16 protein-coding genes, 2 tRNA genes and 1 rRNA gene are annotated in these 19,247 nt (G+C 45.4%); 7 read left to right on the forward strand and 12 right to left on the reverse strand.

Annotated features, from left to right (window positions below):
• The first annotated feature begins 79 nt into the window (after window positions 1-79).
• A complete protein-coding gene (locus KI655_RS02740; RefSeq protein ID WP_285401526.1) occupies window positions 80-904 on the forward strand; it encodes a YadA C-terminal domain-containing protein in 825 nt (274 codons plus the stop codon).
• 101 nt (window positions 905-1,005) lie between these two features.
• The gene (locus tag KI655_RS02745) at window positions 1,006-1,563 is read left to right on the forward strand and encodes a porin family protein (RefSeq protein ID WP_285401528.1); all 558 of its coding nucleotides are present in this window, start codon (window positions 1,006-1,008) and stop codon (window positions 1,561-1,563) included.
• Between the two features lie 29 nt (window positions 1,564-1,592).
• Here the strand turns inward: KI655_RS02745 and phoU are convergent, their stop codons facing one another.
• The 4 genes from phoU to KI655_RS02765 are packed head-to-tail and all read right to left on the reverse strand — an operon-like array spanning window position 1,593 to window position 7,092.
• Complete coding sequence (phoU, locus tag KI655_RS02750; RefSeq protein WP_285401530.1) at window positions 1,593-2,291, reverse strand: phosphate signaling complex protein PhoU; 699 nt, start codon at window positions 2,289-2,291, stop codon at window positions 1,593-1,595.
• Window positions 2,292-2,331: 40 nt separating this feature from the next.
• Window positions 2,332-3,150, reverse strand: a complete 819-nt coding sequence (gene pstB, locus KI655_RS02755) for a phosphate ABC transporter ATP-binding protein PstB (protein ID WP_285401532.1) — start codon at window positions 3,148-3,150, stop codon at window positions 2,332-2,334.
• On the reverse strand, window positions 3,151-4,851 hold the full coding sequence (gene pstA, locus KI655_RS02760) for a phosphate ABC transporter permease PstA (RefSeq protein WP_285401552.1): 1,701 nt from the start codon (window positions 4,849-4,851) through the stop codon (window positions 3,151-3,153). It abuts the gene before it with no gap.
• A gap of 24 nt (window positions 4,852-4,875) precedes the next feature.
• On the reverse strand, window positions 4,876-7,092 hold the full coding sequence (locus KI655_RS02765; protein ID WP_285401534.1) for an ABC transporter permease subunit: 2,217 nt from the start codon (window positions 7,090-7,092) through the stop codon (window positions 4,876-4,878).
• A 204-nt stretch (window positions 7,093-7,296) separates the two neighbouring features.
• Between KI655_RS02765 and ppk1 the strand changes: the two genes are divergently transcribed.
• Together ppk1 and KI655_RS02775 are read left to right on the forward strand one after the other, a co-directional pair.
• The gene (gene ppk1, locus KI655_RS02770; RefSeq protein WP_285401536.1) at window positions 7,297-9,396 is read left to right on the forward strand and encodes a polyphosphate kinase 1; all 2,100 of its coding nucleotides are present in this window, start codon (window positions 7,297-7,299) and stop codon (window positions 9,394-9,396) included.
• A gap of 115 nt (window positions 9,397-9,511) precedes the next feature.
• Complete coding sequence (locus KI655_RS02775; protein WP_373417281.1) at window positions 9,512-10,978, forward strand: exopolyphosphatase; 1,467 nt, start codon at window positions 9,512-9,514, stop codon at window positions 10,976-10,978.
• A gap of 24 nt (window positions 10,979-11,002) precedes the next feature.
• Here KI655_RS02775 and KI655_RS02780 read toward each other — a convergent pair whose 3' ends face one another.
• The 3 genes from KI655_RS02780 to phoB are packed head-to-tail and all read right to left on the reverse strand — an operon-like array spanning window position 11,003 to window position 14,000.
• The gene (locus KI655_RS02780; RefSeq protein WP_285401540.1) at window positions 11,003-11,980 is read right to left on the reverse strand and encodes a PstS family phosphate ABC transporter substrate-binding protein; all 978 of its coding nucleotides are present in this window, start codon (window positions 11,978-11,980) and stop codon (window positions 11,003-11,005) included.
• Window positions 11,980-13,275 (reverse strand): phosphate regulon sensor histidine kinase PhoR, encoded by a 1,296-nt coding sequence (phoR, locus tag KI655_RS02785; RefSeq protein WP_285401542.1) that lies wholly within the window; start codon window positions 13,273-13,275, stop codon window positions 11,980-11,982. The genes KI655_RS02780 and phoR overlap by 1 nt, the downstream gene beginning before the upstream one ends.
• Window positions 13,276-13,310: 35 nt before the next feature.
• Entirely contained in the window at window positions 13,311-14,000 is a 690-nt protein-coding gene (gene phoB / locus KI655_RS02790) for a phosphate regulon transcriptional regulator PhoB (protein WP_032551271.1), read from the reverse strand.
• A 195-nt stretch (window positions 14,001-14,195) separates the two neighbouring features.
• Here phoB and rdgC point away from each other — a divergent pair, with 195 nt between their 5' ends.
• The 3 genes from rdgC (at window position 14,196) to KI655_RS02805 (ending at window position 16,972) form a co-directional block, all read left to right on the forward strand.
• Entirely contained in the window at window positions 14,196-15,110 is a 915-nt protein-coding gene (gene rdgC / locus KI655_RS02795; RefSeq protein ID WP_285401545.1) for a recombination-associated protein RdgC, read from the forward strand.
• 175 nt (window positions 15,111-15,285) lie between these two features.
• The gene (gene yegQ / locus KI655_RS02800; protein WP_285401547.1) at window positions 15,286-16,689 is read left to right on the forward strand and encodes a tRNA 5-hydroxyuridine modification protein YegQ; all 1,404 of its coding nucleotides are present in this window, start codon (window positions 15,286-15,288) and stop codon (window positions 16,687-16,689) included.
• A gap of 28 nt (window positions 16,690-16,717) precedes the next feature.
• Window positions 16,718-16,972: a YfhL family 4Fe-4S dicluster ferredoxin gene (locus KI655_RS02805; RefSeq protein WP_032551266.1), complete on the forward strand. Its 255-nt coding sequence runs from the start codon at window positions 16,718-16,720 to the stop codon at window positions 16,970-16,972.
• 39 nt (window positions 16,973-17,011) lie between these two features.
• On the opposite strand, the gene KI655_RS02810 is transcribed toward KI655_RS02805, so the two are convergent.
• The 5 genes from KI655_RS02810 to rrf all read right to left on the reverse strand — a co-directional run bounded on the left by KI655_RS02810 (window position 17,012) and on the right by rrf (window position 19,119).
• Window positions 17,012-17,320 carry a hypothetical protein gene (locus KI655_RS02810; protein ID WP_032551264.1) on the reverse strand — a complete coding sequence of 103 codons (309 nt, stop codon included), beginning with the start codon at window positions 17,318-17,320 and terminating at the stop codon, window positions 17,012-17,014.
• 259 nt (window positions 17,321-17,579) lie between these two features.
• Window positions 17,580-18,419 (reverse strand): penicillin-insensitive murein endopeptidase, encoded by an 840-nt coding sequence (gene mepA, locus KI655_RS02815; RefSeq protein WP_373417279.1) that lies wholly within the window; start codon window positions 18,417-18,419, stop codon window positions 17,580-17,582.
• 321 nt (window positions 18,420-18,740) lie between these two features.
• Window positions 18,741-18,817: transfer RNA gene (locus KI655_RS02820), tRNA-Trp, on the reverse strand.
• Window positions 18,818-18,852: 35 nt separating this feature from the next.
• Window positions 18,853-18,929: transfer RNA gene (locus tag KI655_RS02825), tRNA-Asp, on the reverse strand.
• A gap of 74 nt (window positions 18,930-19,003) precedes the next feature.
• A 5S ribosomal RNA gene (gene rrf / locus KI655_RS02830) occupies window positions 19,004-19,119 on the reverse strand.
• Window positions 19,120-19,247 lie beyond the last annotated feature (128 nt).

A 19,247-nucleotide genomic window follows, 5' to 3' on the forward strand; every position in this document is an offset into this window, starting at 1 on the left:
ATATTATCTCCATCGACAAGGAGTCAATCATTAAACCATAGTAAGGATGCTCAATATTCCGTTTATTGAGAGTGTATTTATGAATAAGTCAATTCTTGCAGTGTCTTTAGCTACGCTATTTTCTGTGCCAGCAATCGCAGCTGACAATGCAACTAATCCAATTTGGTCAGAACCAACGAACCCAATCGAAGCAGTTCCTGAGCAACCTGTACTTCCAGGTATCGACAATAGTGTTCCTGGTGTACCGGACCGCCCACAACCACCTGTCCACGTGCAGCCACCAATTGAGGCAGCACCAGAGCAACCTGTTTTGCCTGAGATTGACAATGGTGTTCCGGGTGTACCAGAAAGACCGCAACCACAAGTACCAACTCAACCACCAGTTGATAATACGCCAGACCGTCCACAGCCACCGGTAAAACCGGTACAGCCGCCTGTCGACAATTCACCTGAGCGTCCGACACCTCAGTTCCCTAGCAATCCAATTGAAGGAGCACCATCTCAACCAATCGAGATCCAACCAGAGCACCCAATTCAGGATGGCGATTACGCTCCTGATATCTCTGGTCCATCAGAAGCTGAGCGTACCTCTGCATTAGAACTTGGCTTCCAAGCGATGGCTGAAGAGTACAACCAAAAATTTAACGAGCACCAAGAGCAGATGGATGGTATCCGTGCAAGCTTACACGCGGTGACGAACGCACGCCCATTCGTAACTAACGGTGAGTTTGCTGTTGGTGCGGGTGTTGGTTTTGCAGGCTCTAAAGAAGCTATTGCACTGGGTGGTGCTTACGGTATCAGCGAGCAGCTGAGCGTATCAGGCACATTCAACTATGAAACCTCAGGCAAGTACTCATCATCAGATGTATCTGGTGGTGTGGGTGTTCAGTTTAACTTCAAGTAACACTCTCTCCCCTACTAAGGATGGTGGGGGAACCTTTTCTTCAGGGAGCTTTATTAACGTAAGTGCCGGATGCGCTTACTTCAATTATTAATGAGAGTGTCATGAATATCTTAAAAACAATCGCTTTAACAACCGCCTTTTTTTCAACCGCTAGCTTTGCAGTCCAAGACGCCTTTTCAGGCCACCGTATAGGTGCAGGCTTCTCTAGTGCTCAAATCGATTATGTCTATACAGACGGCCATAGTGCTGATCTAGGTAGTGGACTCAAGCTGGAATATGGTTACGACCTAAACCGCATCTTTGGCTTCAACGTTTCGATGGATTACGTTACAGATGATTACAAGCTTTTGAATTACGACTATGAATCTAAGGTAACAACCATTAAGTTAGACTCAGACATTGGTTATACGTTTGACTTAGATGGGTTCAATCTTAAACCTTATGGCGCGATTGGTTTAGCTCGCATCATTGATAAACAAACAGTTAGCGACTCACAAGGTAGCTACACCATTTCAAGAAACGATACCTCTATTCTGATGGGAGCAGGGGTGCGCGCAAACTTCGACTTTGGCCTCTACAGTGATCTTCGTTTCAACTTCATGATGTTAGACGACTACGATATCGACCAACTGTCGATCACGTTTGGCTATAAGTTCTAAGCTCTTATCCTATAGCTTAAAATTCGAACCTACTTCAGCGCGTCATCTAGGCTTTGATCACCTAGGTGGCGTACGTCTTTGCCTTTCACAAAATAGATGATGTATTCACAAATATTCTGGCATCGGTCGCCAACACGCTCTATAGCTCGCGCTGACCACATTACTTGCAAGATGTTAGGAATATTTTTTGGATCTTCCATCATATAAGTCATCAACTGACGAATCACCGCTTCGTACTCTGAATCCAATTTATCATCGAGCTTATGGACTTCGGCTGCAGCATCCACATCCATACGAGCAAAAGCATCAAGTACTTGATGAAGCATCGCAATCGCATGACGACACAGTGGCTCTAGTGAGACATGAAATTTCTGATCTTTGGTCGAAGGAATATCAATCGCACCTTGCGCGATCTTCGAGGCTACATCACCAATACGCTCAAGATCAGTAATCGTCTTGATGATCGCCATGATCAAGCGTAGGTCTTTCGCGGTAGGTTGTCGCTTCGCGATAATACGAGTACAGGCTTCATCGATAGAGACTTCCATTGCATTTACTTTGTGGTCGTCACGGATGACTTTCTTGGCCAGTTCAATATCGTCTTTATGGAGCGCTTGCATAGCAAAAGAGAGCTGCTGCTCCACTAAACCGCCCATAGTTAGAACATGAGTACGAATTGACTCAAGTTCCACATTAAATTGTCCAGATATATGACGACCGAAATGCATGTCTGCTCCTGTATGATGCATCACCACGAATGTGGTAACGTTAACCGTATCTTCCTGTAATGTAGTCTTCTGTTTGATTTTTCAATGGTGACGTAAAGATTGAATCTGTATCTGAGTACTCGATCAACTTTCCCATATGAATAAAAGCAGTGTGGTCACTAACTCGCGCTGCCTGTTGCATGTTGTGGGTGACAATAACAACCGTATATTGCGCCTTCAGATCATTAATCAACTCTTCAATAGTAAGTGTAGATATCGGATCCAGAGCCGATGTCGGCTCGTCCAACAAAAGAACCTCAGGTTCAATCGCGACAGCACGTGCAATCACTAAACGCTGCTGCTGACCACCAGATAAACCAAACGCATTTTCATGCAGGCGGTCTTTCACCTCATCCCACAAAGCAGCTGCGCGAAGAGACCGCTCCACAGCATCATCAAGATCTCGGCTGTTACTCATGCCTTGTAACCTCAAGCCGTAAACCACGTTCTCATAGATTGACTTGGGAAAAGGGTTTGGTCTTTGGAATACCATTCCGACACGACGGCGAAGGGTTGCAACATCAACCTGAGGGTCATAGACGTTGTGACCGTACAGCTTTACCTTCCCTGAAACGCGACACCCTTCAACCAGATCGTTCATGCGATTGATACAGCGTAGCAGCGTGGACTTACCACAACCCGATGGGCCGATAAATGCCGTCACCTGGCCCTTAGGGATTTTCATTGAGATGTCATCCAGCGCTTGGCTATCTTTATAATAAAGATTCAAGCCCTCAATAGAGATGGCGGTCTGCTCATCCGTCAAATTGTGAACATCAAGTGGGGCGTAGTAACCCAAGGTTTCATTAATTGAAAACATCTAATCTTGTCCTAAGGTTCGGTACTTCTCTCGCAGGTTATTGCGGATGTTAATCGCTGTTAGATTTAACCCAACAATGACAGTCACCAAAAGAAACGACGTGGCGTACACCAGCGGCCTTGCCGCCTCAATATTGGACGTCTGAAAGCCAACATCATAAATGTGGAAGCCCAAGTGCATGAATTTTCTATCTAGATGCACATAAGGGAATTGACCGTCGACAGGCAGGCTTGATGCCAACTTAACGACACCCACCAGCATCAAAGGAGCTACCTCGCCTGCTGCACGTGCAATCGCGAGAATCAAACCAGTAATGATCGCTGGGCTGGCCATCGGTAATACGATGCGCCATAGCGTCTCAAACTGAGTGGCACCTAACGCCAAAGAACCATGACGAACCGCGCTTGGAATTCGAGTTAGACCTTCCTCGGTGGTGACGATAACCACTGGCAATGTCAAAACCGCTAGCGTCAATGAAGACCATAACAACCCCGGGGTACCAAAGGTTGGAGCAGGTAAGCGCTCGGCATAAAACAAGGTATCAATCGAGCCACCAATTGTATACACAAAGAAACCGAGACCAAATACTCCATATACAATCGAGGGTACGCCCGCAAGGTTGATCACGGCAATGCGGATCAAGCGCGTCAGTGCGTTCGTTTTAGCATACTCATGTAGATAAATGGCAGCAATAACCCCAAGAGGCATCACCACGATCGACATTAAAATAACCAGCAACACGGTACCGAATATGGCAGGGAACACTCCGCCTTCAGAGTTAGATTCTCTTGGGTTTTCCGATAAGAATTTCCAAACTTGCTTGAACCAATGCGTTACCTTTTCAGCATAGTTCATCTTGTTTGGATACCAATAATCTAAAATATGACTGAGCGGAATCTCCACTTGCTGTCCTGTCATATCCTCAACGATTACGCTCTCGATATTAAGTTGAGTTCGTAGCTGCTCTAAGCGAAGCTCTGCATCATCAAGTTGTTCATTTAACGCACGTCGCGTGTCATTGTAGCTTTTAAGATAACCCTCACTAACGGTTTCATTAAGCTCAAGCTTTCTCTTTTCTAATCTGAGTTTTTCAAGTTGCCAACTGATCCCGCTGATCTCTTGATTTACAATTCGTGAGGTCTCCTCACGCAACACATCAGCAAATGCGAGACCATCCACCAGCGAACTGTCGATATCCGTATATGTCGTGCCTGCCGCGCTCTTAAAGCTCACTGGCTTACCGAAAAAATATCCGCCACGACTACGTTCAATCACCGCCCACTCTTTAGGTGTCGTTGGCTCTTGCAAATCGATATCTAAAATGGAGACGAAATCAGCTGGGTACAACTCTCGGTTGGCAACCTTGATACTCAGGCGCTTAACCAAACCACTCTTCAATTGCTGCTCAGATAAATGTTCGTGCGATTGAGGAATTTGCGCAGTAGGGATGTATTTACTCTCATAGAGCTGGCCGATCAAACGCTCAGGTGTATCATTGAGCTCCATTTGAGTGACCTTGGCGTCATCTAACTGCCATTGATAAAGAGGCGCAGGCCAGAAGTAAGTTAAGCCTTTCCAGCCAATCAGTAACATTAATCCCAATACAGAAAGCATACTGATGCTCACTGCACCACCAGTCAGCCAGATCCACGGAGAGCCCAACTTTACCCAGTAAAAAAGAGATGTAAATTTATTGGTCATAAGTTTCATGCTCTACCTTTAAACCTATAACGCACGATATTTGTCACGCAGCCTTTGTCTTACCCACTCTGCTAAAGAGTTCACGGCAAAGGTAAAGACAAACAGCAACAGCGCTGCTAAAAATAGTAAACGGAAATGCGACCCACCAACCTCAGACTCTGGTAGTTCTACAGCAATCGTGGCTGACAGTGTTCTCATTCCTTCAAGAATATTCCAATCCAGTATCGGCGTGTTTCCGGTCGCCATTAGCACGATCATTGTTTCGCCAACCGCACGCCCCAATCCCATCATAATGGCCGAGAAAATACCTGGGCTAGCCGTCAGTAACACCACATAAATCAGGGTCTGCCAAGCTGTTGCTCCCAAAGCCAAAGAGCCATCAGAAAGGTGCTTGGGAACCGAGAATATTGCGTCTTCGGCAATAGTGAAGATAGTTGGAATCACCGCGAAACCCATGGCAAAACCGACAACCAGCGCATTACGCTGGTCGAAACCAATTCCGTAACCCGCAAGGTAGGTTCGGATATCACCACCAAACAGCAGCGATTCAATGTCACTTCCCAGAACAAAGACACCAATAACCGTTAGTACCAATACCGGAATCAGTATCAAGGCATGCCAACCGTTGGAGAAACGACGCGTAAAGCCTTTCGGCAGTACAAACCAAACCAATCCCGTCAGCAGCGCGCTGAGTGGCAATAGAAGCATCAGTGAGAACACCGCAGTCAGGTGGGTTTCAACAATGGGTGCAAACCATAATCCCGCAAGGAAACCTATGATAACCGTAGGCAAGGCCTCCATGAGCTCAATCGACGGCTTCACCACTCGACGCATTCTTGGTGACATGAAATAGGCGGTGTAGATAGCGCCAAGTACTGCAATTGGCGTCGCAAACAACATTGCAAACAGTGCAGCCTTAATCGTACCGAAGGTGATCGGGATTAAACTGAATTTCTCTTCAAAATCATCATTGGCTGATGTGGACTGCCATACATAAGCTGGCTCTGGGTAACTCTCGTACCAGACTTTTTGCCAAAGTGACGAAAGTGAGATCTGAGGATATTCATTATCGACAGCCGCAACGCTAATTTCGTTGTCGATGAGCGTCGCGAGATGCAGTTCATTCGCTGACATTGCTGCCAATTGAGGCGCTCTATCAAAAGCACGCTCAAACAGGGAGAGTTTTTCACTGGTGGTATAGTGACTTTGTAAGGTGCCATTTTTATAGAAGCTGTAGAAACCTTTACGGTAAGTGTCCGGCAAAATGTACTGAACTTCCTCCGCAAGCTGGAAGTCTCGAATATGGGTTAAACGGCGCTCTTTATTTTGTAGCACATCAAACCATTGCGAGACTTGACCATCTTGATGAGTCACCAACAGAGAATAGGCACCAGATAAGAGGTCGACGCTCTTCACACCATGCTTTACATCATTCAAGCTCAAATCCACCAGCTCACGTACTGAGAATCGCCCCTGATTCAACGTCAGAACCGCAAGCTCTGAAGAAGTTCGCATATAGAGTGTCTTGCCATCTGGGGTCATCAAAATCTGATCTTGTTGGCTAAACTTATCAGAGAGCCATTGTTTCCCCTGTAAGCGATAATTCCCAAGAAGGTCGGTCTGATACCACTTCACCAACAAACGCTGGTCACTCAATTGGGCGGTAATGGTGAGTTGGGCGGAATGCAGCGAGAAAGCAAAGCGTTCAATGTGAGCTCCTTCACTCTCAGCTGGAGTTAAGAAAGACTCTGCCACATTAAGGTGCTGTACCTTGGGCTCAGCAACACTGTCCGGTTTGTAGAGCGGCGCACTAAATTGTGGAGAAAACAGGGAGATATCTCCGAGCTCAGTGGCGAAGGCAAACCAGTTTTCTGATGGCGTATTTCGAGCAAAGGCCGATGGCTCAGTTGTGATCTGTTCCGAGAAATAAGAATCGGAGTTTTGTGCGTCTAAATCCCAGAATTGGACTTTCCCTGAGTTTTCAATAGTAAACGCATGCTGCCCGTACTCATCAACAGCTAGAGCAATCGGTTCAGTCACTGTGACAGACTTGTTGACCTGATTAGTCTGAATATCCGCATCAGAGAAGATAGGAAGAATGACCATCGCAAGGTAAATAAAAATCAGGACCAAAGCCGCAAGAACACTTACTCCACCGCATGTCACAGAAAAGCGGACAAGACGGTCTTTCAACCATCGTTTCTTGTCTTTCTCTTTCAGTGAAAATTGGCTAGGGGTCATCTCTTTCTCTACCTTTTTTGAGTGGATATCATAATATTTCGATTAGATGACAATTATATTACAGGTCACATTAAATAACTGAAACTAGTAGTAACTTTTGCATAAACTTCCAATTGCAATAATACCGTAACAAAATGGGAATACGCTGCCTATTTTTTATAATTTAAGCCCCAGAAAACTGGTCAGTCCATCTAGGAGAACCTCATGAGCGCAGAAAAACTCTACATAGAAAAAGAACTTAGTTGGCTCTCTTTTAACGAGAGGGTGCTGCAAGAGTCTGCAGATAAGAGTGTACCCTTGATTGAGCGAATCCGTTTTTTGGGTATATTCTCCAATAATTTAGACGAGTTTTACAAAGTTCGCTTTGCTGATGTCAAACGCCGTATTTTGATCAATCAAGAACGCGGCATTAATGACAATTCAAAACACCTGCTAACAAAAATGCAGACCAAAGCGTTAAAACTCAATCAAAAGTTTGATGAACTTTATAATGAGTTGATTCTAGAAATGGCAAGGCGACGTATCTTTCTAGTCAACGAAACTCAACTGAATGAATCACAAATAAAATGGATTCGAAAATACTTTAGAAAGGAAGTTCTGCCCCACATTACTCCCCTACTGATGACCGAAGAGATCGATGTACTTCAGTTCCTCAAAGATGAGTACGCCTACCTCACGGTTGAACTGCAAAAAGATCAGCAATCGAGCTACGCCTTAATCGAAATCCCAACCGACCACCTACCTCGCTTTGTGATGGTTCCAGAGCAAAAAGGTAAGCGTCGCAAGACCATCATCCTACTCGACAACATCATTCGTTACTGTATTGATGACCTATTCAAAGGCTTCTTCGAGTATGACTCTCTTAACTGCTACGCGATGAAAATGACGCGAGATGCAGAATACGATCTCAGTCATGAGGTTGAACACAGCCTACTTGAACAGATGTCAGAAGGTGTCGCACAGCGACTGAGTGCCATGCCGGTACGCTTTGTCTATGAACATACCATGCCTGAAAACATGTTGAGTTTCTTATGTGACAAGCTAGGGATGTCCAACTATGACAGCTTAATCCCAGGTGGCCGCTACCATAATTTCAAAGATTTCATTGGCTTCCCTAACGTAGGGCGCGAGTACTTGGAAAACAAGCCACTACCACCAATGAAGTGTGCTGACTTTGATCACTTTGATAACGCTTTTGATGCCATCAAAGAGAAGGACATCTTACTCTATTACCCGTATCACACCTTCGATCATATCTCTGAGCTGGTACGTCAGGCCTCTTTTGATCCGAAAGTATTGAGCATTAAGATCAATATCTATCGAGTCGCGAAAAACTCGAAACTGATGAACTCCATCATTGATGCGGTACACAACGGAAAAAACGTCACGGTAGTGGTAGAGCTGCAAGCACGATTCGATGAAGAGGCAAACATTGAGTGGGCAAAGGTCCTGACTGAGGCTGGCGTGCACGTTATCTTTGGCGCTCCAGGCCTGAAAATCCACTCTAAGCTGCTATTGATTAGCCGTCGTGAGGGCGAAGAGATCAATCGCTACGCACACATTGGTACAGGTAACTTCCATGAGAAAACCGCTCGTATCTATACCGATTTCTCGCTACTAACCGCTGATCCCGACCTCACTAACGAGGTGAGGAATGTATTTGGTTATATTGAAAATCCTTACCGCCCAGTACGCTTTGATCACCTCATTGTGTCACCGCGCAACTCGCGCAAAAAGCTCTATCGATTAATTGATGGTGAGATTGCGAATGCAAAAGCAGGCAAACAAGCTCAAATCACACTCAAGGTGAATAACCTTGTCGATAAAGGACTGATCAACAAACTCTATGGCGCAAGTAATGCCGGTGTGAAGATCAGAATGGTCATTCGTGGCATGTGCTCCTTGGTTCCGGGCGTTGAAGGGGTGAGCGAGAACATTGAGATCATCAGCATCATTGACCGCTTCCTTGAGCACCCTCGCGTTCTGCTCACACACAATGATGGTGACCCACAGGTCTACATCTCTTCAGCAGACTGGATGACCCGAAATATTGACCATCGCATCGAGGTTGCCACTCCAATCCGTGATGAACGTTTGAAACAACGCATCATTGATATTGTAAATATCCATTTTACCGATACAGTTAAAGCAAGATGGATTGATAAAGAGATGAGCAATACTTACGTCCCTCGCGGAAATCGTAAAAAACTGCGCTCACAAGTCGCCATCTATGACTACCTTAAGCAGGTCGAGAAAAGTACCAGAAAAGCCAGGGAACCAAAGCCAGACGATGAGCAAAAATAACGACGAATCCCGTAAGTCAGAACACGATATAACCCTAGATACCGCCTCAATCGAGGCGGTATCTACACCAATCAAAAACGTTGCCGCCATTGATTTAGGCTCGAACAGTTTCCATATGGTGGTGGCGAAAGTCATCGGCCAAGAGCTGCAGCTAGTTAGCCGACACAAGCAGCGCGTACGTTTGGGCTCTGGGCTAGATAGCCAACTTAATCTTAGTAACAGTGCCATGGAGAGAGGCCTAGAGTGTTTAGCCATGTTTGCTGAACGCTTACAAGGCTTTGAACTGGACAACGTCCGTATCGCTGCCACTCATACACTGCGTCAAGCCAACAACGCGCATATTTTTATTCAACGAGCCAAAGAGATCCTCCCCTTTCCAATCGAGGTCATACCCGGACAAGAAGAAGCCCGACTGATCTATCTTGGTGTGGCTCATACACAGCCTGAATCGGATTCCAAGTTGGTGGTGGATATCGGTGGTGGTAGTACTGAACTTATTATTGGCGAAGGCTTTGAGGCACAACTGGTCAATAGTAAACAGATGGGGTGCGTCAGCTTTACACATCGCTATTTTGCCAACGACAAATTGAACAAAAAGAACTTCGCTAAGGCAATCATCGCCGCTCAGCAACGTCTAGAGCCCATTACCATTCAATATAAGAAGAAAGGTTGGGATGCAGCACTCGGCTCTTCAGGCACCATCAAGGCCATCAAAGAGGTATTGATTGGTCTAGGATACGAAGATGCCATCATTACAGAGAAACGCCTTGAACACCTTATCGACACATTGTGTGAACACAAAACGATTGAATATATCGATATCAAGGGCTTAACCGTTGAGCGACAACCTGTATTCGCAGCGGGCGTCGCTATTCTTACCGGTATCTTCAAAGCGCTCTCGATCAAAGAGATGCACTTTTCCGATGGGGCGCTGCGAGAAGGGCTACTGTATGAGATGGAAGAGCGCTTCCAACGCTCCGATATTCGTATGCGCACCACAGAGAATTTGGCCATCAAACATCAGGTCGATTTAGAACACGCGGCACGAGTCAAAGGTCAAGCCTTAGAGTTCATACATCAGCTACAAGATGCTCTGTGTATTAAAAAGAAAAGCCAACTGTTTGACCTGTTGAGTTGGAGTGCACTGCTTCATGAGGTAGGTCTTAGTATTAGCTTCCAAGGGTTCCACCGCCACTCCGCTTATTTGTTAAACCACACCAATATGCCAGGCTTTAACAGTGAGCAACAAGCGGTAATGGCGACTTTGGCACGCTTCCAGCGCAAAGCATTAAAACTGCAAGAACTGCCTGAGTTCAACCTGTTTAAGAAGAAGCAGATTATTGGCTTAATCAGAATATTACGCTTGGCGATCCTATTAAATGGTCAGCGTAATGATGCCCCTCTTCTCAATATCACCATTGAGCCTATCGAGAAAGATCACTGGAAGCTCAATTGCGATAATCCAGATTGGTTGATTGAGAATAAGCTTCTCGCCGCCGATTTAGCTCAAGAACAAGAGCTTTGGCAGCAAGCGGATTGGCAGTTGAGTTTTGACCCAGAGATCGACACTCAACCGGCCTAACATTTAGTTGTTTTAGCCTACCAATTACAGCCCAACTTTAGCCAGCTCTTGTTGGGCAAACTCTCTTGGAATCGCAACATAGCCATCCTTTTCAACCAACTCCTGCCCTTGCTTAGAGAAGACAAAGGTTAAGAACTCTTGCTCAACTGGTGATAAAGGCTTCTCTGGGTGTTTATTGACGTACACATAGAGGAATCGAGACAAGGGATAATTACCATTGATGATGTTCTCGCGCGTCGCATCCACATAATCGACGCCTTGAGTGGCAACAGGGATCAGCTTTACACCCGCAACTCGGTAACCAATTCCAGAATAACCAACTCCACTGATCGAAGAAGAGACCGACTGCACTACCGACGCTGAGCCCGGTTGTTCATTAACGCGATTCTTGAAATCACCTCCACACAGGGCGTTCATTTTGAAGTAACCGTAAGTCCCTGAAACAGAATTTCGACCAAATAGCTGAAACGGGTGCTTCGCCCAACTCTTCTGAATACCGAGATCTTGCCAAGTCTCATAAGATTGATTGGCACCACAACGCAAAGTCTGTGAAAAGATTCCATCAATTTGACGGAAGTTAAGCCCCTCAATCGGGTTATCACGATGCACAAAGATACCAATAGCATCGATCGCTACCTTGAGTGCTGTCGGCTTATAGCCATGCTCCCGCTCAAAGGCTTCAATCTCGCGCAGACGCATTGGTCGGCTCATTGGCCCTAAGTGTGCCGTCCCTTCTGTCAGAGCAGGTGGCGCGGTCGATGAACCTGATGCCTGAACTTGGGCATTCACGTTAGGGTAGTAAGTCTTAAACTCTTGCATCCATAATGTTGTCATGCCCGCCAAGGTATCGGATCCGACCGACAACAGGCTTCCTGAGATACCGTGAACTTTACTGTAGTCAGGAAGAGATTCTATAGTTTGCTCAGAACGAACAATGCCACTCATGGTTAGAGTGGCAATTAGAAGGCTAGAGATAGATAGTTTTCTCATCAATCGACTCATTAAACAGTTAGGCGACTCGGTAGCGTAAAGGAGAACCGGCTACCCACGCCAACCTCACTCTGAATTTCAAGATGTGAGTCGTGATGGCTAAGAGCATGCTTCACGATGGCTAAGCCCAATCCACTGCCGCCGGTATCTCGCGAGCGAGCTTTATCAACACGATAGAAACGCTCGGTCAATCGGTGTAAGTGCTGAGGCTCAATACCGTCTCCAGTATCAGAAACATCCAAACAGGCACCTTGACTGGTTTGATACCAACGTACTTTGACTGTGGCTCCTGCCGGTGTGTACTTCACTGCGTTGTATACGAGATTAGAGATAGCACTGCGCAACTGATCTTCATCGGCGAGAACGCGCAGGCTCTTATCAATATCAAACTCCAACTTGTGCTCTTTATCGCCGCTCAAGCTGGTAGCCTCTTTCTCAAGCACTTCCAACATAGCAGGGACATTGACTACTTCATCCAACTCGTGCATTGGCGCCGCTTCAATCTTTGATAACGTCAGCAATTGATTCACTAGGCTATTCATGCGATTCAATTGTTCCGTCATCACACCATGTGCTTTACTCCACATTGGGCCGACAACCATATCTGGGTCTTCAGTCATCTCTAGATAACCTTGAAGCACCGTCATTGGCGTTCGTAGCTCATGAGAAACGTTGGCAAAGAAGTTACGACGCATGCCCTCAAGCTGTTTCAGCTGAGTCACATCACGTACCACCATCAGGTGTTCACCCTCAGTGTATGGCACGATACGCAGTTCAAGCATACGCTCCACATTCAGTGGTGATGGCATCTCAAGTGGCTCAGAGAAGTCTTGCTTATTGAGGTATTTAATAAAATCTGGAGTACGAATTAGATTCGAAATGGGCTGCCCCGAATCATCAGGCCAACGAAAGCCCAATAGGTATTGAGCAAGCTTGTTGCACCATACAATGTTGCCCTCACTGCGGAATACCACAACGGCATCCGGCAGGGATTCAGCACCATTGCGGAAACGACGAATCAGATTAGTCAGCTCTTTGCGCTTGCGACGCTGCCTCTGCTGCATGCGGTAGATACCGTTAAACAGAGACTCCCAATTTCCTGAACCTGATGGTGGCGTTAAGCGCTTCTCATCCCACAACCACGCCGAAAGACGCATTTGGTTATGTAGATGCCATGCCAGCTGCAATATCGTTGCTGCTAACAATAACCAAGGTAGGTAACCGAATATCCAGCCAATCACAAACCAAGGTGCGTAAAAAAAAGCCAGCTCCCAAGCCAGCTTCTTCCAGGTTAACTTTTCAACCATTCAGGACTCCGTAAATCGGGCATCGAAGCCATATATTAAGCTTTTGTAGAGAAACGGTAGCCAGCACCACGAACTGTTTGAATCAGTTTATCGTGACCTGCCGCTTCAAGGGCCTTACGCAGACGACGGATATGTACATCAACAGTACGGTCTTCTACGTAAACGTTAGTACCCCAAACGTTATTCAGTAGTTGTTCACGGCTGTACACACGCTCTTGGTGCGTCATGAAGAAGTGCAGCATTTTGAACTCAGTTGGTCCCATATCAACAGGGCCATCACTCGCGGTAACACGGTGAGAAACAGGGTCAAGTTTTAGACCTTGTACATCAATCACATCTTCTAGAGCGGTCGGTGTTACACGACGAATCACCGCTTTAAGGCGAGCAACCAACTCTTTTGGTGAGAATGGTTTGGTGATGTAGTCATCCGCACCCACTTCTAGGCCACGAACCTTGTCTTCTTCCTCACCACGCGCTGTCAGCATCACAACTGGGATGTTGCGTGTTAACTCTTCACGCTTCATGTGCTTGATGAAATTAATACCGCTACCACCCGGTAGCATCCAATCTAGTAATACTAGATCTGGGAAAGGTTCACATAGCTTGTTTACCGCTGTATCGTAATCTTCAGCTTCTACTGCTTGGTAGCCTTTTTGTTCAAGTACAAAACACAGCATCTCGCGAATCGGTGCTTCATCCTCTACAACCAGAATCCTTCTCGACATAATTGAATAGCCTTTGTATTTAATCAACGCATTGCATTATCAGAGTTAATTATGACACTTTTGTGACCTTTGAAAACAAATTTTAATATAACTGTCTCAATCGTTTCACTTTAGAAGTTTTGATACCGAATTAACGACAAATTCGATCAAATCCCCTATGATGAAGCACTTCTAAAAAGGTATGAGAAAAAGTATATGTGGTTTAAAAATTGCCTAGTGTATCGCTTCAATCGTGATATTGAGTTCAATGCAGACAAGCTAGAGAAGCAGCTAGAAGAATTTCGCTTCACACCTTGCGGTAGCCAAGACAAACAGAAGTTTGGTTGGGTTCATGCAATGGGTAAGCACGGCGACATGATGACGCATGTTTCTGAGAACCGCATTCTGATTTGCGCTAAGAAAGAAGAGAAGATGCTACCTGCTTCAGTGATCAAAGAAACACTGAACGCTAAAGTAGAAGCTCTCGAAGTAGAATCGGGTCAACCGGTTAAGAAAAAAGAGAAAGACAGCATCAAAGAAGACATCATTATTGATCTTCTTCCTCGTGCTTTCAGCCGCAGCAACTTCACTTACGCTTTGATCATGCCAAAAGAAGGTTACATTGTCGTTGATGCGAGCAGCTACAAAAAAGCTGAAGATGTACTAGCACTACTACGTAAAACCATGGGTAGCTTGCCTGTTGTGCCTGCGATTCCAGAACGCGCGATTGATGAAACCCTAACAGAATGGGTTAAAACAGGCGACACTCCACAAGGCATCAACATGCTAGATGAAGCGGAGCTTAAATCAATCCAAGAAGATGGCGGCATCGTTCGTGTGAAGAAACAGGAACTAGAAGCTGACGAGATCAAGAATCACATCGAAGCCAATAAGGTTGTGACTAAGCTTGCTATTAACTGGCAAGATCGTATTGAGTTCATTCTTGGCGAAGACGGCAGCATCAAGCGCCTGAAATTCAGCGATGATCTTAAAGACGAAAACGACGATATTCCACGTGAAGATCAAGCCGCACGCTTCGATGCAGACTTCTCTCTACTGTGTGGTGAATTCAGCGCTTTCCTACCAAATCTATTTGATTCTTTAGGTGGTCTACCTCACCCTGAAGCTTAATCAAACTGGGCTCTCAAGGTCTAGTATCTTGAGAGCTAGCTAATACCCCTTCTTTTATTATTGTCTTCTACCCTAAATAACTAGTGTTGGATCTCATTTTAGCGTAAAATTTGCGCCCCTTTGATATCACATGGTGATGTCAACCTGACTTGAGATCAGATTAGAGAAAGAAGCAATGACAACACAAAAACCATTTGTACCAGAACTATTATCACCAGCTGGTAGCCTTAAAAACATGCGTTATGCATTTGCCTACGGCGCAGATGCGGTATATGCAGGCCAACCTCGTTACAGCCTTCGTGTTCGTAACAACGAGTTTAACCACGAAAACCTACAAATTGGTATCAACGAAGCTCATGCTCAAGGCAAGAAGCTATACGTTGTGTGTAACATTCAGCCGCACAACTCTAAACTGAAGACATTTATCCGCGACCTTAAACCAGTTGTAGACATGGGCCCTGATGCCCTAATCATGTCTGATCCTGGTCTTATCATGATGGTTCGCGAAGCATTCCCTGAAATGCCAATTCACCTTTCAGTTCAAGCTAATGCTGTTAACTGGGCTACGGTAAAATTCTGGGCGACGCAAGGCGTGGAGCGTGTAATTCTATCTCGTGAACTATCACTGGAAGAGATCGAAGAGATCCGCGAACACTGTCCAGAAACAGAACTAGAGATCTTTGTTCACGGTGCACTTTGCATGGCGTACTCTGGTCGCTGCCTACTTTCTGGTTACATGAACAAACGCGATCCTAACCAAGGTACTTGCACTAACGCTTGTCGCTGGGAATACAAGACAGAAGCGGCAAAAGAAGACGAGAACGGTCAGATCGTTGAAGCAAACCCTACTGGTGTCGAGATTCAAAACGTCGAAGTTCAAGACGAACGTCCAGACAACACACTAGGTCTAGGTAAACCAACAGACGAAGTGGTTCTACTTTCAGAGTCACACAAGCCAGAAGAGAAAATGGCTGCGTTTGAAGATGAGCATGGCACTTACATCATGAACTCAAAAGACCTACGTGCTATCCAACACGTTGAGCGTCTAACGAAGATGGGTGTTCACTCACTGAAAATCGAAGGTCGTACTAAGTCTTTCTACTACTGTGCTCGTACTGCACAAGTTTACCGCAAGGCGATCGATGACGCTGTAGCAGGCAAGCCATTTGATGAAAGCTTAATGGGTACACTAGAGAGCCTAGCGCACCGTGGCTACACTGAAGGCTTCCTACGTCGTCACACTCACGATACTTACCAGAACTACGAGTACGGTTACTCTATCTCTGACACTCAACAATTTGTTGGTGAATTCACAGGTAAACGCCGTGGCGATCTAGCGGAAGTAGAAGTGAAGAACAAGTTCCTAGTAGGCGACAGCTTAGAAATGATGACACCGAAAGGTAACGTTGTTTTCACACTAGAGATGATGGAAAACCGTAAGTCTGAAGCAGTTGAAGACGCAAAAGGTAACGGTCACTTTGTATTTATTCCTGTACCAGCCGATCTAGACTTAGAGTACGGTTTGTTGATGCGTAACTTGAGCGAAGGCCAAGACACACGCAACGCATCAGGTAAGTAACTGTACTTAAAAAACTGAGAAGTAAGTAATGGCTCTGCTAATAACTGACAAGTGCATTAACTGTGATATGTGTGACCCTGAGTGCCCTAATGGCGCAATCACTATGGGTGACACGATCTTCGAGATCGACCCCGATCTCTGTACTGAATGTAAAGGTCACTACGAAAAGCCGACGTGTCAGTCTGTATGTCCGATAACAAAATGTATCATTACAGACCCGAATCACATCGAAACCGATGATCAACTCCTCGAGAAGTTCGTCATCATTCAAGGCCTCACCTAAAATAGAAAGGTTCAACTTACTCTAAGCTGAACCTTTTTTTTATCCTGATTTCTCTATCGGGTAAATATTACAGAACAAGTCCTTTTCAAATTGATACTCCAACCGCTCTCGCCAATTGGATGCTTGAGATACGTGAACAAGATAAAAGTTCTCTCGACTTGTGTCTGTTACAAAGGCCATCCCATATTGCATCAACTCATAATGCACATCGTTAATGAAACCCGGGTCAACGCGCTGTCGCCCTGTTAGGCTGTTTAAATCTTCTCGTGTTAAAGAAACACCAGAAACCTCACTGCTAAATCTATGCCTCAACCACTCGGAAAACTCCTTCGCACAAATCATTGTCATGGTTTTGTCCTCGAATTACATATCGACGGGTATCAAGACTTTAATTCTTATGTACGGCGTGTAAGTCCTATTTGTCACCCCAAAAACATTCTTGTTATGACCCAACTATGCCACTTCGACTCTGTTTTTGTTTTTGTCGGATTGTGAAAGTGAAATATCAAACGATATTCTTATTTACTCTTTACTCACTCTAGACAAAAGTGTGACATTTCTCCAGTTTCTGATCTTCATTAAAAACGAAGATCTAAAACCAAAACGATCAATAAGTGATGACTGTTGAGCATTGATCCGGCATCACCTTTTTCTTTCTAGGCTTAGATTTAGCGACTTTTGTTGGAGGTGGTACAGGGATCTGTTGAGGTGTCCAACTTGCTAGCTCATATCCACAGCCATCGCCTTTGGGTGGCGCTTTTTGCTCGACGCAGTTCGTCGCATCTTTCGGGCAATGCAGTCGAACATGAAAATGAGAATGATGTCCCCACCACGGCCGTATCTTGCCAAGCCATTCGCGCTCAGTCTGTTGCGTGACTTCTTGATCGCACAACGCTTGCTTTATAACAGGGTGAACGAAGATACGTGCAACATTTGGGTCTTTTGCCGCAAAGCGAAGCACTTCAAAATGGTTTGTCTCCCATTTTTCTGTTCGTAATCGATAGTTTTTTAGATCGACGACACTAAGTGGGGTTGGGACAGCAAGTTGATTAAGGGAGAGTCTTCTATCGTTCAGCCTTAACCATATATCAATATCTAAACCTGTTTGATGACTGGAGTGACCTGACGAAAATCGACCTCCCCTTGGTAAGGAGATATCCCCGACCATCAATGTGCGTTTGAGATTATCGTTAACCGTCTTTCCAAGTGTTTGAACGAACTTTATGGCATCTGTATGGCCGTAATAGCGTTTTCTTTGTGGGCGTATAACCTGATAGCCAATGCCATCTAAAGGCAATGCCTGCGCACCATCTAAACAGCCATTCGCATATGAACCTATTGGGTTGGTCGGGTTCTTAGTAGGGCTATCCACACCTTCCCACTGTGTAGGCGCGGCTAACACAGGCATACAGAGCAAGAATAATAAGCTCCCCCATTTGATTTGCATTCCTTAGCCCTCTCTAATCTTCCAGTTCAACACCGCCCTCAATTATGAGCATAGCTGAATATAGTTAATTCACCACGCTGAATATTGCACGAATTTTCAAAACGATAGATACCGGTAATTCAGTTAAGCAGCACACCTAAACACAAATCTAAAAGTAGTAACAAAGTGAGACGATCAGAATCATATTTGACGGCGATGATTTGAAATCGTTATAGGAAGAATTAACAAGCGCAGATGCAACAGACATAAAAAGCCCCAGCATTGCTTTGCAGAAGCAACAGACGTAAAAAAGCCCCAGCATTTCTGCTGAGGCTTTGTATATGGCAGGGGTGGAGAGATTCGAACTCCCAACACGCGGATTTGGAATCCGCTGCTCTGCCAATTGGAGCTACACCCCTATTTTCAGTTTTATAGAGCTGAAACTCTGAATAAGTGGCGGAGTGGACGGGACTCGAACCCGCGACCCCCGGCGTGACAGGCCGGTATTCTAACCAACTGAACTACCACTCCGCAGTGGTAAACACGTCTTTAGACGTGGTTCCAACTATTTGTCTTCACTTTTAAAAAGTGAAAATAAATTTGAAGCCTGGCGATGTCCTACTCTCACATGGGGAAGCCCCACACTACCATCGGCGCTATTGCGTTTCACTTCTGAGTTCGGCATGGAATCAGGTGGGTCCACAACGCTATGGTCGCCAAGCAAATTCTTAAAATTCGGAAAGCTGTTTATTCTCTAAAACTCATTCAAGTGCTTATATCTTTGAGTCCATCAAAACCCCTTGGGTGTTGTATGGTTAAGCCTCACGGGCAATTAGTACAGGTTAGCTC

Origin of the sequence: Vibrio sp. D404a, assembly GCF_030248535.1 — a bacterium.
Classification (GTDB): domain Bacteria; phylum Pseudomonadota; class Gammaproteobacteria; order Enterobacterales; family Vibrionaceae; genus Vibrio.

Coding starts and splice junctions, on each gene's coding strand:
- KI655_RS02740 (WP_285401526.1), top strand. CDS start 80: ATGAATAAGTCAATTCTTGCAGTGTCTTTAGCTACGCTATTTTCTGTG.
- KI655_RS02745 (WP_285401528.1), top strand. CDS start 1,006: ATGAATATCTTAAAAACAATCGCTTTAACAACCGCCTTTTTTTCAACC.
- phoU (WP_285401530.1), bottom strand. CDS start 2,291: ATGCATTTCGGTCGTCATATATCTGGACAATTTAATGTGGAACTTGAG.
- pstB (WP_285401532.1), bottom strand. CDS start 3,150: ATGTTTTCAATTAATGAAACCTTGGGTTACTACGCCCCACTTGATGTT.
- pstA (WP_285401552.1), bottom strand. CDS start 4,851: ATGACCAATAAATTTACATCTCTTTTTTACTGGGTAAAGTTGGGCTCT.
- KI655_RS02765 (WP_285401534.1), bottom strand. CDS start 7,092: ATGACCCCTAGCCAATTTTCACTGAAAGAGAAAGACAAGAAACGATGG.
- ppk1 (WP_285401536.1), top strand. CDS start 7,297: ATGAGCGCAGAAAAACTCTACATAGAAAAAGAACTTAGTTGGCTCTCT.
- KI655_RS02775 (WP_373417281.1), top strand. CDS start 9,512: ATGGTGGTGGCGAAAGTCATCGGCCAAGAGCTGCAGCTAGTTAGCCGA.
- KI655_RS02780 (WP_285401540.1), bottom strand. CDS start 11,980: ATGAGTCGATTGATGAGAAAACTATCTATCTCTAGCCTTCTAATTGCC.
- phoR (WP_285401542.1), bottom strand. CDS start 13,275: ATGGTTGAAAAGTTAACCTGGAAGAAGCTGGCTTGGGAGCTGGCTTTT.
- phoB (WP_032551271.1), bottom strand. CDS start 14,000: ATGTCGAGAAGGATTCTGGTTGTAGAGGATGAAGCACCGATTCGCGAG.
- rdgC (WP_285401545.1), top strand. CDS start 14,196: ATGTGGTTTAAAAATTGCCTAGTGTATCGCTTCAATCGTGATATTGAG.
- yegQ (WP_285401547.1), top strand. CDS start 15,286: ATGACAACACAAAAACCATTTGTACCAGAACTATTATCACCAGCTGGT.
- KI655_RS02805 (WP_032551266.1), top strand. CDS start 16,718: ATGGCTCTGCTAATAACTGACAAGTGCATTAACTGTGATATGTGTGAC.
- KI655_RS02810 (WP_032551264.1), bottom strand. CDS start 17,320: ATGACAATGATTTGTGCGAAGGAGTTTTCCGAGTGGTTGAGGCATAGA.
- mepA (WP_373417279.1), bottom strand. CDS start 18,419: ATGCAAATCAAATGGGGGAGCTTATTATTCTTGCTCTGTATGCCTGTG.